Origin of the sequence: Lysinibacillus sp. GJ-1, from assembly GCF_021166035.1 — a bacterium.
Classification (GTDB): Bacteria; Bacillota; Bacilli; order Bacillales_A; family Planococcaceae; genus Lysinibacillus; species Lysinibacillus sphaericus.
This window is the reverse complement of record NZ_CP088912.1, coordinates 3,035,155-3,048,743: the sequence shown is the minus strand read 5'-3', so window position 1 is coordinate 3,048,743 and position 13,589 is coordinate 3,035,155. Positions and strand designations below refer to the sequence as shown.

Below are 13,589 nucleotides of genomic sequence, written 5' to 3'. Positions count from 1 at the left end.
TCCTTTTTCTACACTATATTGAGAAGAGAGGGGAATCATGCCTATTATTTTGAAATTGGTTGTTTTGGATATTTTGTAAAGGCGATAATTAATAGAGTAATGGTTAAAAGTAATGACAAGATTGAGAGTATTGTTCGGGCAGTTGGTACGAATTCTGCTAACATGCTTAAAATAGTCGCCCAAGTAATAGCGAATGTTGTAGTGCGCCAAATATGGCGGTATTCACCACGACGTTTCATAACTTTTAAAATAAATAAACCTGCTAGAGCATAGAGCGCAATTTGACCAAAAACTAACATCGTTGTTAGTACAAATAACATGATGAATGTGACTGGGTATAACAGCCATTTTATTTGATCTATGTATTCCGTTATCCCACTTATATCGAGGGTATTAACAGACATATCAGTAGAAAAACGTCCAAATGAAAATACAGTAACAATGGTAATTAATAGAAAGGTATATTGAATGACTTTGCCGATAGGTAGTAAACGATAAGCTGCTAGTTTTTTAGGGTGTATTAAGCTATCGATTAATAATTGTGAGTGTTTCATATTTATATCTCCTCCATCCGCTATTCTAACATGTTCGTGAATGACTAGATATGGATTGCATCACTTTCACTGAGAATGAGATGCTAAAATGTTAACATTGTGTAAAGAAGTTAAAGGTTTTCTTTACTTTTTGTACATTTTCATTTAATGATTAGGAATAGATTAGTAGAGACGTAGGAATTGGAGCGAATACCATTGACAATAGATTGGCAAAGCATATTATTTCAATTTTTAGGCGGATTAGGGGTCTTTTTATTTTCCATAAAATATATGGGAGAAGGGTTACAAAAATCGGCAGATGACAGACTCCGTGAATGGTTGAATCGATTTACAACGAATCCGTTTATGGGTGTGTTAGTTGGGATAATCGTAACGGTTTGTATTCAGTCAAGTTCGGCGACAACAGTAATTACTGTTGGTCTAGTGAGTGCAGGCTTCTTAACATTACGACAAGCAATAGGTGTCATTATGGGAGCTAATATTGGCACGACAATAACTGCATTTATTATCGGTATTAATATAGGTATTTATTTTTATCCACTCCTCGCGATTGGCGCAGCATTTTTATTTTTCTTTAAAAAGGCTATTTATCATCACATAGGTCAAATTTTATTTGGCTTTGGTGGTTTGTTTTTAGGATTGGAGCTAATGAGTGCTAGTATGCAGTCACTGCATGAATTAGCAGACTTCGCATCATTAACCATTCATTTGAGTAATCAACCGGTAATCGGCATATTTTTAGGGACTATTTTTACATTGCTCGTTCAAAGTTCGACAGCGACAGTTGGCGTATTGCAAGGCTTATATGCTGAACAATTAATCGGTTTAGATAGTGCGCTACCGATTTTATTTGGTGAAAATATCGGCACGACAATAACGGCTGTCCTCGCTTCATTAGGTGCTTCGATTTATGCAAAGCGAGCAGCGGCTGCCCATGTGTTATTTAATGTGATTGGGACGGTTATTTTTATGTTGCTGTTTACCCCCTTTATAAATTATGTGCAGTGGATTAGTCAGTTGTTTCATTTAGAAGCTCGAATGCAAATTGCTGTCGCACATGGTTCGTTTAATGTCTTTAATATGTTGATCCAACTACCGTTTATCGCAGGATTATCATTATTAGTAACAAAATTATTGCCTGGACATGACGGTGGTATTGATGTTGCAACGAAACATCTGGACCCATCCTTCATTGATTCTTCGCCAGCCATCGCATTAGGGCAAGCGAAAGAAGAAGTTTTGCGGATGGGTGAACATGCGCTGAGGGGCTTAGAAGAAACGTTTTACTACATGAAAACAGGGGAGTCATCACATATCCCTACCGTATTACAGTTGGAAGTGGCACTTAATCATTTAGATAAAGAAATAACGAATTATTTAGTGATGGTGTCCAAGCAGCCGCTTTCTCATGCTGATTCGGTACGACACCATACCCTATTAACGAATGTGCGTGATATTGAGCGTATTGGCGACCATTTTGAAAATATTTTGGAGCTATTGCAATATAAGGATCACCATGAAGTGAGTTTAAGTAAATCAGCGCGGCAAGATTTAATCGGTATGTTTAGTCTTGCCATCGAGGCGGTAAGGAAAAGCTTAGAGGCGCTTGATACGGCGAGTCTTAGCTTAGCGCAAGAAGTAACAGAGTTAGAGAGTTTGATAGATGATATGGAGGATAAACTAAGACAAAAGCATATTGCACGTTTAAATACAAACGAATGTAGTGGCGCAGCTGGTATTGTTTATACGGATATTGTTAGCAACTTGGAGAGAATTGGGGATCACGCTGTGAATATTGCAGATTCTATTTTAGGAATTCGCCACTAGATTGAAACTTTTTGGCAATATTTTTCGTATGTAAGGCATGCAAGACAAAAGGAGAGAGCTTTGATGGAAGTTGTTGGCTGGATCGTAGTGATTGCCTGCTTTATCGTTTCATTTGTTGGATTAGTGTATCCGATAATCCCAGGTGTTCTATTTTTACTAGGTGGATTTATTCTTTATGGATTATTTTTCTCATTTGCTGATTTAAGTTGGTGGTTCTGGGCAATTGAAATTTTATTTGTTGTCCTTCTCTTTGGAGCTGATACGGTTGCAAATGCTGTTGGTATTAAAAAATTCGGTGGCTCCAATGCAGGAATGTGGGGCAGTACAATCGGTTTATTGATTGGGCCATTCGTTATTCCTGTTGCCGGCATTTTAGTAGGGCCTTTTTTAGGCGCCATCATTGCAGAGCTTATTGTAGAGCGAAGAACTTTTAATGAAGCTGTAAAAAGTGGTGTGGGTTCGCTTATCGGTTTTTTAACGTCAACCGTAGCCAAGGCAGTTATTCAAATTGTGATGATTGTCGTATTCTTTATTGCTATTTAAACGTATTGTGGGGGTAACTATAAAGTTTAACAAATTAAAGAAGTGGGTATATTAGAAATTGGATTATTTATTTCGGTCAAAAGGCTGAAATCTTTAATTTGAGGTATTTTTCATTGAATGGTTTGACCAATTTTGATAATCTAAGGATGTACTAATTATTTCTTTATTTTAGGGAGGAACTTAATAATGGCTTACGAATTACCACAATTAACTTATGCTTACGATGCATTAGAACCAAATATCGATGCAAAAACTATGGAAATTCACTATTCTAAACACCACAATACTTATGTAACAAATTTAAACGCAGCAGTAGAAGGTACTGAATTTGCAGAAAAAGACATTAATGACTTAATCGCAAATATCGATGCACTTCCAGCTGACAAACAAACAGCAGTTCGTAACAACGGTGGCGGACATGCTAACCACACACTATTCTGGGAAGTAATCGCACCAGGCGGTTCAAAAACTCCAGTTGGTGAAGTAGCTAAAGCAATCGATGCTAAATTTGGTTCTTTCGATGCTTTCAAAGAAGAGTTTGCAAAAGCTGCAACAACTCGATTCGGTTCAGGTTGGGCTTGGTTAATCGTTGATGGTGATTCAGTAGCAGTTACATCTACACCAAACCAAGACTCTCCAGTTATGGAAGGTAAAACACCAATCTTAGGATTAGATGTTTGGGAGCACGCTTACTACTTAAACTATCAAAACCGTCGTCCAGATTATATCGGTGCTTTCTGGAACGTAGTAAACTGGGATGCAGTAGAAGCTAAATTTCAAGCTGCAAAATAATCATTTGCGATAATGCAAAATAATTAGGTTTCTGCGGAACTCTTGTGAAGTGGAAGTTTACTAATTATTTCTATGTAAAGGGCTATGCATAAGGTGAAAAATCACCTTGGCATGGCCCTCTTTATATGATTTTAGCGAATTCAGTAATGTTGCTTTTGAATAGCAGAAATCCATATATACGGAAGGAAACTTTTCTTGCCAAGTACCGTCATTTAAAATGATGCTTCCTCTAGTTAAGGATTGTTACGGCAGATCATTTCATAAATAGTCGGAAATTACGAATAGGTCAACGAAGCAAACGGCTAGGACTCCTCAAACGAAGTGTGAAAAGCGACCATCTGTAGTGTAAGTGATGTGATTGCTTCTATTTTATATTTTTCAATAATTAGTATTTTAATGATGACAAGGTGAATTATGAAAATGATGCAAGAGTATGCTTTTCTGACGCAACTTCGAATGGTATACTAGGTATCGTGTATTTAAACAGTTATTAGATGAGGAGGGGAATACATATGCGCAAAGCACCGGGGAAAAATCGCGCAGCGAGTGTTAAAGCGAAACATCACTCTAATTTAACATTTCGTATGAATGTCCTTTTCTTTGCTATATTTATCGTATTTTCGATGTTAATTTTTAGACTTGGTTATATGCAAATTGTTAAAGGGGAAGATTATGTTCGTATTTTAGAGCGGACTGAGGAAGTACCTGTCAATACGAGTGTGCCAAGGGGTCGGATGTATGATCGTTATGGGCGTATTTTAGTGGATAATCAGCCTGAAAACGCGATTACGTATACAAAAATGCAGACGACTAAAACGGAGGATATGTTAGCAATTGCTGAAAAGCTGGCTCAATTGATTGAACAACCAACGAATCGTGTCACATTACGCGATAAATTGGATTTTTGGATTTTAAAAAACCATGACGCAGCATATGCAAAAATATCTGATGAAGAGCAAACGAAAATTAAAACACAGGAAAATATTACGACAAGTCAAGCGAATGCAGAAATCGATAAAATTGTACGTGAGCGCATTACAGACGAAGAATTAGCACAATTAACGGAAGCAGATTTAGAAGTATTAGCAATCTACCGCGAGATGGTATCAGGCTATAATTTATCACCTCAAATCATTAAAAGTGAGAATGTATCTGCAGATGAATTTGCGCGTGTTTCAGAGCGTTTAACTGAGTTGCCAGGAGTCAACACAACGACAGATTGGAAGCGTGTTAAACTATCATCCCTTTCTGTGTTAGGTCGTACAACTGTACCAACAAAAGGGATACCGAAAGAGAAGCTTAATTATTATTTAGCACGTGATTATTCACGTAATGATCGCGTCGGAGAAAGTTATATTGAAGCGCAATATGAAGAACTTTTACAAGGGCAAAAAACAGTTGTCAAAAATATTACGAATAAAAAAGGGCAAGTTGTTGATACCATTACAACATATGAAGGCGAGCCTGGAAAAGATTTAGTATTAACATTCGATAGCGAGTTACAAGCCGCTAATGAAAAAATTGTAGAAGAAGAACTGCTGAAGTTAAAAGCAATGTCTGGCTCAAGTTTATTAGACCGAGCGTTCTTAATCATGATGGACCCAAATACGGGAGATATCCTATCAATGGTAGGTAAAAAAATCGAAAAAGATTCGGAAACGGGCAGAAATGTAGTTGTGGATTATGCATACGGCTCGTTTACAACAGCTTATGAGGCAGGGTCTGTCGTAAAAGCAGCCACTTTGCTGACAGGCTATAAACTAGGGGTGATTACTCCGAACACAGTATTAGGAGATGAACCAATCCATTTACTAGGTACACCCGTTAAAAGGTCGATTTTCAACCAAGGTGGCTATATTTCAATGGATGGTTTAAGCGCACTTGAGCAATCTTCCAACGTTTATATGTTTAAAACGGCAATGCTTATTAATGGCACACCATACAGTTACATGATGCCATTGCGACTAAATGATCAAACATTCCCGAAAATGCGTAATTCCTATGCACAGTTTGGCTTAGGTGTTAAAACAGGCATTGATTTACCTAATGAATTTAGTGGGGTAGAAGGCCCAATCATGGGTGGTAAAACACTCGACTTAGCCATTGGACAATATGATACGTATACACCGCTTCAACTAGCACAATATATTTCAACGATAGCGAATGGTGGCTATCGTGTTCAGCCTCATGTCGTGAAAGAAGTGCGTGATCCATCAAAAGATGGTCAGCAGCTAGGACAATTAGTGACAGAAGTAGGACCGAGAATTTTAAATCATATCGATAATACAGAAGAAGAAATTAATTATGTAAAAAAAGGCTTGCATCGTGTTTATACGGGTTCTCGTGGTACGGCACGTTCAGCATTTTCGAACGCACCTTTTACCGCTGCCGGGAAAACAGGGACAGCCGAAGTAGTATATTATGGACCATTACGTGAACGTTATGGTACAAATACGATTAATTTAACGCATGTTGGCTATGCGCCATATGAAAATCCTGAAGTTGCTTATGCTGTTGTCATTCCATGGGCAACTACGAACCTTAATCAACATTTATCGAATAATAACGTGATTGCAAGACGTGCTTTAGATGCTTACTATGAGCTAAAAGCAAAATATGAAAAGACAAAAGTGACAGATAATAAAGTAGAACAACCAATTTTACCTGCGATTACAAAAGATAAAATCGGTGAAGATGAACAAGAATAAAAAAACCGCTAGCGCATATTTATATGCCTAGCGGTTTTTTAGTATCTATATAGCTTTCTACTAGCGATTAAGCTGTTGAATCGCCAATTCAAATTGTTCCTTCGGTTTTTCTCCATAAAGCTCAATATTATTATAGAAATACGTCGTCATCATAAAATCAATAGCCTCCTGTAATGACAACTCTCGATGATCCATGATAAGTGTTAAATATGTTTTAAAGTAATCGGCATTTTGTACATTTGCATGATTAATCACAAAGTCAAACTCCTCTTATAATATTTCCTGACACAAATGAATATTATAGCATCTTTGCTAAAGGAAGCAAATCATTTAATTGTAATTGTAAACGTTTCTTTACAATCGTTTACAAAGCATTACATTCCTTTACGTGTCTTTTACGAACGGTTTATACGAATTCAACAATAAGTCATTATAGTAAAGATTGTAAGGCAAAACACAAATAAAAAAGTTAGTGACGGAGGCAAATGAGATGAAAAAGTGGAAGTACTTAACGATGACAGCGGTAATGGGTTCAGCATTAATGCTTGGTGCATGTAGCGGAGACAACTCAACGCAAAACAATAACAATGCAGAAACGAACTCAGGACAAGAAGCTGCTGACGAAAAACTGCAAGGTTCAGTTGCTGGAGATGGTTCATCAACAGTAGCACCAATTATTGAAGCAGTTGTTGAAGAGTATGCAGGTGCACAACCGGATGTCAAAGTATCGGTAGGTGTTTCTGGTACTGGTGGTGGCTTTGAAAAATTCATCGCAGGTGAGACAGACTTTTCAAATGCATCTCGTTTTATAAAGACAGAAGAGAAAGAAAAACTAGACCAAGCTGGAATAGCTTACACTGAGTTAGCTTTAGCATATGATGGTTTATCAGTAGTGGTGAATCCTGAAAACGATTGGGCAAAGGATTTAACTATAGAACAACTAAAGAAAATTTGGACTGAAGATGGCACAGAGAAAAAATGGTCAGATATCGACCCTTCATGGCCAGCAGAAAAAATCGTATTCTACTCACCAGGTACTGACTCAGGTACGTATGATTACTTTGATGAAGTCGTTTTAGATGGTGCTGATCTAGTAAGTTCAGCGACATTATCAGAGGATGATAATATGCTAGTCCAAGGTATTTCTGGTGACAAATATGCAATTGGCTTCTTTGGCTTCGCTTACTACTTAGAAAATAAAGATAAGTTAAACATTGTTAAAGTCAATGGAATTGAACCAACACATGACACAATTGAAAAAGGCGAATATACGCCACTTTCACGCCCACTATTCACTTATGTGAAAAACAGTGCGATGAAAGATAATGCAGCAGCATATGATTTCGTTAAGTTCACACTTGAAAATGCAGGAGATATGGCAGAAGCAGTAGGTTATGTTCGTCTACCTGAAGAAAAATATGCTGAAGGCTTAAAAACTTTAGAAGGCTTAAAATAAGTAGACATGCATAGAGGGAAAGAGATGGATGCTCTTTCCCTCGCTTATTGGAAAGGAGCACCCAATGGTTTCTCAAAAGGAAAATAAGACATCATCTGTGCAACAATTAATTGCAAATTCGCGCAATCATAAAACTAAGAAAATAGTGGAAAAAGCCATGCCAGCTTTATTATTTTCTGCAGCGCTTATCTCGATTTTGACAACATTTGGCATTGTTTTCACCCTTATTTTTGAAACGTTTGAGTTTTTCAAGCGTGTTTCGATTACGGATTTTTTATTTGGTACACAGTGGCTACCGTTTTCTGGAAAGGAGCCGTTATTTGGGATTTTACCGCTTATCGCAGGAACACTGAAAGTTACATTAATTGCAGTTGCTGTAGCAGTACCATTTGGGATTGCTTCAGCCATCTATTTAAGTGAATATGCGAGTGAGAAAACAAGACGTACAGTTAAACCGATTTTAGAAGTATTAGCAGGTGTACCGACAATCGTTTATGGCTTCTTTGCATTAACGTTTGTCACACCAGTGCTACAAGGAATTATTCCAGAGCTTAAACTATTTAATGCACTTAGTCCAGGGATTGTAGTGGGCATTATGATATTACCAATGATTACATCACTATCAGAAGATGCCATGTCATCTGTACCAAACAGTATGCGAGAAGGGGCTTTAGCGCTAGGGGCTACGAAGTTTGAGGTTGCTATAAAAGTAGTGTTACCAGCCGCTTTATCGGGAATTGTGGCATCAGTCGTACTTGCTATTTCCCGGGCAATTGGGGAAACAATGATTGTGTCCTTAGCAGGAGGATCGACACCTAAATTTGATTTAAATGTCACAGATTCCATCCAAACGATGACAGCCTATATTGTACAAGTTTCTACGGGTGATGCTGGTTATGGAACGACGATTTATTACTCGATCTACTCAGTTGGATTCACATTATTTATCTTTACGTTAGTGATGAACTTAATCGCTCATTATATTTCGAAACGCTTCAGGGAGGTTTACTAGCATGCGCTATATCGATGATACAGTCGTCAAGAAACGAATGACTAAACGTATTACATTCAATAAAGTCTGGAAATCCTTATTTTTCTTGGCAACTACATTTGCGCTTGTAATGCTAGCGATTTTGCTCTACCGCATTGTGACGCAAGGAGTAGGTTACTTAAACATTGATTTCCTAACGAATTTTGCTTCACGCTTTGCGGATAAGGCAGGGATTAAAGCTGCATTAATCGGCTCACTTTGGTTAATGGGAGTAGTAGCTCCGGTATCGATTGTTTTAGGTGTAGGAACAGCGATTTATCTAGAAGAATATGCAAAGAAAAATAGATTGAATGATTTTATTCGCATGAATATCTCAAACTTAGCAGGTGTACCTTCAATTGTTTTTGGTTTACTTGGGTTAACAATTTTTGTTCGTATGATGGAACTAGGTAAAAGTATTTTAGCAGCAGGTTTAACGATGAGTTTGCTAATATTACCTGTAATAATCGTGGCTGCTCAGGAAGCAATACGCGCTGTACCGAATGAACAACGTGAAGCTTCTTATGGGATGGGAGCGACGAAATGGCAAACCATTTTACGTGTCGTATTACCAGCTGCCATCCCTGGGATTTTAACAGGTAGTATTTTAGCTTTATCTCGTGCAATAGGTGAAACAGCACCACTCGTAGTAATTGGGATACCCGTTATTTTACAATTTTTACCTAATGATTTATTAAGCCAGTTTACTGCATTGCCGATGCAAATTTATGATTGGGCTAAACGTCCGCAAGAGGCATTTCAATATGTAGCGGCAGCGGGGATTTTAGTGCTGATGATTGTGCTGCTAATGATGAATTCCATCGCTATTTTTATTCGAAATAAATTCCAAAAACGTTATTAATGAGGTGACCTTATGGTACTAGATTTTAAAGAGGAAAATTCAGTTGTCAAATCAATTAATATAAATGTAAAGCCATCTGCTGAAGTTGCGAAAAAAGTAGTGTATGATACACGTAACTTAAATTTATGGTACGGTGATCATCACGGTTTAAAAGATGTTAATTTAAGTATTTATGAAAATGAAGTCACAGCTATTATTGGCCCTTCAGGTTGCGGGAAATCTACTTATTTAAAAACGTTAAACAGAATGGTAGAGCTAGTACCGATAGTTCGTACATCGGGCGAAATATTATACCGTGAACGAAATATCTTAGATAAAAACTATACAGTTGAGGAATTACGTACTCGCGTAGGGATGGTATTCCAAAAACCTAACCCATTCCCAAAATCAATCTATGATAATATTGCTTACGGTCCACGTATCCACGGCATTAAAAACAAAAAAATTCTAGATGAAATTGTTGAAAAATCATTGCGCGGTGCGGCTATTTGGGATGAAGTAAAAGATCGTCTAAATCAAAATGCTTATGGTTTATCAGGTGGTCAGCAACAGCGTATTTGTATTGCACGTTGTTTAGCAATCGAGCCAGATGTTATTTTAATGGATGAGCCCACTTCTGCACTTGACCCAATTTCTACGTTAAAAGTGGAAGAGCTTGTACAAGAGCTTAAAAAAGATTATTCAATCGTTATTGTTACACATAATATGCAACAAGCGGCACGTATTTCAGACCGTACAGCATTTTTCCTAAGCGGCGAAGTTGTGGAATATGACAAAACAGATGTGATTTTCCAAACACCTTCAGATCAACGTACAGAAGATTACATTTCAGGACGCTTCGGCTAAGCATAGGGGGAACTATAGATGGTAGTACGTGAACGCTTTGAGCAAGAGCTTAAGGAAATTCAAGAACAGTTTGTAGAAATTGCAACAAATAGTATTAATGCATTAAAAATATCTTTTGAGGCATTGTTAGAGCAAGATTTGGAGAAATCATTAAAAATTATTGAAGATGATTTATATATTAATCGACTTGAGGAAGAAATTAATGATCGAGTAATTTTGATGATTGCCAAGCAACAACCTGTAGCGACAGATTTGCGCCGACTTATGGTACTTGTAAAAGCTGCATCTGATATGGAGAGAGTGGGAGATTATGCAGTTAATATCGCAAAAGAGACGATTCGTTTAGGTAAGGAGCCTCTAATCTTCCCAACGACCAATTTACAATCGATGTGTAATAAGACAGTCGAAATGCTTGAAAGTATTATTACAGCCTTTAGGGAAGAAGATACTGTCCGAGCAAAAGAAATTGCTGAACTTGACGATTACGTAGATGATTTATATGGGGCAACAGTAACATTATTACTTCGTGCTGGTGCAGAAAGTCCATCTCATATTTCGCAATTTACACATTTAACATTTGTTTGTCGTCATTTAGAACGTTCAGCGGATCATGCAACGAATATTGCCGAACATTTATTTTACTTAATTAAAGGTAAACATTATGAATTGAATAATTAAAAGAGAAGGGCTGCGACTAAGTGGCCCTTCTCTTTTTGCCCTTTAATACACTATTAAATATAAGAAATCGCGGCAACATTACACTCTACACCTACGTCAACTATTGTAGTGTGTTTATTTGTATTGTCAAAAAATTTTTTTGGTTATACTATAGACATTATCCAAAAAAATGTTCTTAGGAGGTGCTGCTTCGTGAAAGACGGTGTAGAATCACTTATAAAGAAATTTGGTCTAGAGATTTCGTCAGAACAACGCAACTACTTAGATTATCTATATGAAAATTTACATGTAGAAGAGCTAAGTGAGAAGGAACAACATTTTTTTATTGATTATTTTTACAAAAGTGAGACACTGCGTAATATGGCAGCATTTGCACTTGAGCTAGCGGATGTTATGCATGAAATCCGAGAAAACGTTCCAGCTATTGAACATACTGAGCGCTTAGCCAACGGTAAAGAGCAACGCATGTACTATGCGCAAAAATGGCAAGAAGCGAGACGTCAAAAGTTAAAGCAGCATACAACTAAAAGTGGAAATGTACTATATGTGCCATTTGTTGATTACAAGGAAGAGCAAGGGCCTATTATTATTTGTCTGGAACAAACTTTTGGCATGGAGAGGTATTCAGCGCTTTGTAAAAGTATGATTTTGCCGTTATTTATGAATGCATATAAAGAGCAAAGAGATTTATATATCGTGCCATACGATTGTCAAATTCACGTGCACTTCCGCTTTGAAAATGGTCATTTAAATCTATCTGATTTTAAAGATTTTATTGAATATAAGGCACAAGGTGAAGCAGCTATTTTGCCTGTGCTACAGTTTGTAAAAGGTTTGCTACAAGAAAATCAGCAATGTGCAGAAACGGAGGTTCTTATTTTTACTGAAGGGAATCCTGTTGACGGACCACATTTATTAGGAAAGCGTGCAAAAACCATGTTAGATGAAATGAAGCAGCGCTATCATGCTGAATTTTCTGTTATTGCGATGAATGAGCATTGTTTTAATGAGCATCACTTCTGGTTTGCAAATAGAGCCATTTTTTCAGAGGATGCGATTCAATAAAATGCGAAGCTGACCAAATCGTTATTGGTCGGCTTATTTTTACTGTAAATCGTAACATCAATTTTTTTGCACAAGTATAATTGAAAAAGTACATAGGTATGTAAAAGGAGTATTACATGGATTCATTGAAATGGTTATTACCGAACTTGACTGTACCAACGTGGATAGACATTACCATTGCGGTCGCATTTTGTGTTGTGGGATGGTTGTTTCAGCATTTTGTGCTGAAGAAAATCATTACGAGCAGTGTTACATTTTTAAAGAATAGACAGCGTCATTTTCAAGCGACTGTTCTTGGACAATTTAATAAGGCAATCCGATATGCGTTTATGTCAGCAGTAGTTGTCCTAAGTTTATCGAATTTACTTAAAGTATTTTTATTTACACATTTTGCAACAAAGAATTTTGTGTTGTCTATCATGGTGTTTTTTGCCTTTAAAGGCGTATATGATGTGCTTCACTACTATACAAAGAAACCATTAGAGTTAAATAGTGACGAGGAGCAAAATGTTCTTTTACCGTTTTTCCTGCGTATTGGTAAAGTGCTTATTATGATTTTAGCTATGTTTACAATTGCGTCCTTTTGGAACTTTAATCTAAATGGCTTTTTAACAGGAATTGGTTTAACAGGGGTAGCGATTGCTTTTGGTATTCGTGACACCCTAGCCCATGTTTTTGGTGGGATGTCCGTTGCACTCGACAATCCATTTCAAATAGGCGATTGGATTGCGACAGAGGATCAAAAAATAGAAGGTACCATTGAGGATATCAACCTTCGCAGTACACTTATTCAAACAGGCGACAAAGGGCTTGTTTATGTGCCGAACTCATATTTAGTGAATCGTCCAATATATAATTTATCAAAACGAGAGAAACGAAAATGTGAGTTGTTTTTATATGTAGCTGCGGAAAACGAAGAAGAAACATTACGTAGTGCTTTAAGCACAATTCATCAGCAAATTCATTTGCATGCAAATACTGAAAAAGAGCTGATTCATGTATATATAGATGAGTTCTATCAAGCATCATATCGGGTTCTTGTTCGTTTTTATGTTGCAACCAATGATACGGCTGTTATGTTAAATGTACAGCAGGATATTTTATTTGTGATTCGCCAAGTTGTTCAAGATTATGAGATAGCACTTGCAGAACAACCGGACGAGTGTAAACTTGAGAAAAAATAATTTGAATTGTTCGATATTTTACATTACAATATATACTAATAATC

At 37.0% G+C, this 13,589-nt stretch carries 13 protein-coding genes and 1 other annotated feature (1 of these 14 running past the window's edge); of the genes, 11 read left to right on the top strand and 2 right to left on the bottom strand.

Annotated elements, in window-relative coordinates; genetic code table 11:
- Positions 1-44: 44 nt before the first annotated feature.
- Positions 45-554, bottom strand: a complete 510-nt coding sequence (locus tag LO754_RS15110) for a DUF1189 family protein (RefSeq protein WP_024361293.1) — start codon at positions 552-554, stop codon at positions 45-47.
- Positions 555-749: 195 nt separating this feature from the next.
- Between LO754_RS15110 and LO754_RS15105 the strand changes: the two genes are divergently transcribed.
- The 4 genes from LO754_RS15105 (at position 750) to LO754_RS15090 (ending at position 6,424) form a co-directional block, all read left to right on the top strand.
- Positions 750-2,381: a Na/Pi cotransporter family protein gene (locus LO754_RS15105; protein ID WP_024361292.1), complete on the top strand. Its 1,632-nt coding sequence runs from the start codon at positions 750-752 to the stop codon at positions 2,379-2,381.
- A gap of 63 nt (positions 2,382-2,444) precedes the next feature.
- Positions 2,445-2,924, top strand: coding sequence for a DUF456 domain-containing protein (locus tag LO754_RS15100; RefSeq protein ID WP_024361291.1), 480 nt, complete (start codon positions 2,445-2,447; stop codon positions 2,922-2,924).
- A 186-nt stretch (positions 2,925-3,110) separates the two neighbouring features.
- Positions 3,111-3,716: a superoxide dismutase gene (locus tag LO754_RS15095; protein WP_024361290.1), complete on the top strand. Its 606-nt coding sequence runs from the start codon at positions 3,111-3,113 to the stop codon at positions 3,714-3,716.
- A gap of 512 nt (positions 3,717-4,228) precedes the next feature.
- Complete coding sequence (locus LO754_RS15090) at positions 4,229-6,424, top strand: peptidoglycan D,D-transpeptidase FtsI family protein (protein ID WP_108029769.1); 2,196 nt, start codon at positions 4,229-4,231, stop codon at positions 6,422-6,424.
- Positions 6,425-6,484: 60 nt separating this feature from the next.
- On the opposite strand, the gene LO754_RS15085 is transcribed toward LO754_RS15090, so the two are convergent.
- On the bottom strand, positions 6,485-6,679 hold the full coding sequence (locus tag LO754_RS15085) for a hypothetical protein (protein ID WP_036204720.1): 195 nt from the start codon (positions 6,677-6,679) through the stop codon (positions 6,485-6,487).
- A gap of 235 nt (positions 6,680-6,914) precedes the next feature.
- On the opposite strand from LO754_RS15085, the gene LO754_RS15080 reads away from it, so the two are divergent.
- The 7 genes from LO754_RS15080 (at position 6,915) to LO754_RS15050 (ending at position 13,545) form a co-directional block, all read left to right on the top strand.
- Positions 6,915-7,880 (top strand): PstS family phosphate ABC transporter substrate-binding protein, encoded by a 966-nt coding sequence (locus tag LO754_RS15080; RefSeq protein ID WP_024361287.1) that lies wholly within the window; start codon positions 6,915-6,917, stop codon positions 7,878-7,880.
- A 64-nt stretch (positions 7,881-7,944) separates the two neighbouring features.
- Positions 7,945-8,892, top strand: a complete 948-nt coding sequence (gene pstC / locus LO754_RS15075) for a phosphate ABC transporter permease subunit PstC (RefSeq protein ID WP_024361286.1) — start codon at positions 7,945-7,947, stop codon at positions 8,890-8,892.
- A gap of 1 nt (position 8,893) precedes the next feature.
- The gene (gene pstA, locus LO754_RS15070) at positions 8,894-9,772 is read left to right on the top strand and encodes a phosphate ABC transporter permease PstA (RefSeq protein ID WP_024361285.1); all 879 of its coding nucleotides are present in this window, start codon (positions 8,894-8,896) and stop codon (positions 9,770-9,772) included.
- A 54-nt stretch (positions 9,773-9,826) separates the two neighbouring features.
- Positions 9,827-10,618, top strand: coding sequence for a phosphate ABC transporter ATP-binding protein PstB (gene pstB / locus LO754_RS15065; protein ID WP_172583046.1), 792 nt, complete (start codon positions 9,827-9,829; stop codon positions 10,616-10,618).
- Positions 10,619-10,636: 18 nt separating this feature from the next.
- Entirely contained in the window at positions 10,637-11,296 is a 660-nt protein-coding gene (phoU, locus tag LO754_RS15060) for a phosphate signaling complex protein PhoU (protein WP_024361283.1), read from the top strand.
- 192 nt (positions 11,297-11,488) lie between these two features.
- Positions 11,489-12,361, top strand: coding sequence for a hypothetical protein (locus tag LO754_RS15055; RefSeq protein ID WP_231784707.1), 873 nt, complete (start codon positions 11,489-11,491; stop codon positions 12,359-12,361).
- Positions 12,362-12,477: 116 nt separating this feature from the next.
- Positions 12,478-13,545 carry a mechanosensitive ion channel domain-containing protein gene (locus LO754_RS15050; RefSeq protein ID WP_231784706.1) on the top strand — a complete coding sequence of 356 codons (1,068 nt, stop codon included), beginning with the start codon at positions 12,478-12,480 and terminating at the stop codon, positions 13,543-13,545.
- A 39-nt stretch (positions 13,546-13,584) separates the two neighbouring features.
- Positions 13,585-13,589 (top strand) — a binding site (T-box leader) (it continues 192 nt past the right edge of the window).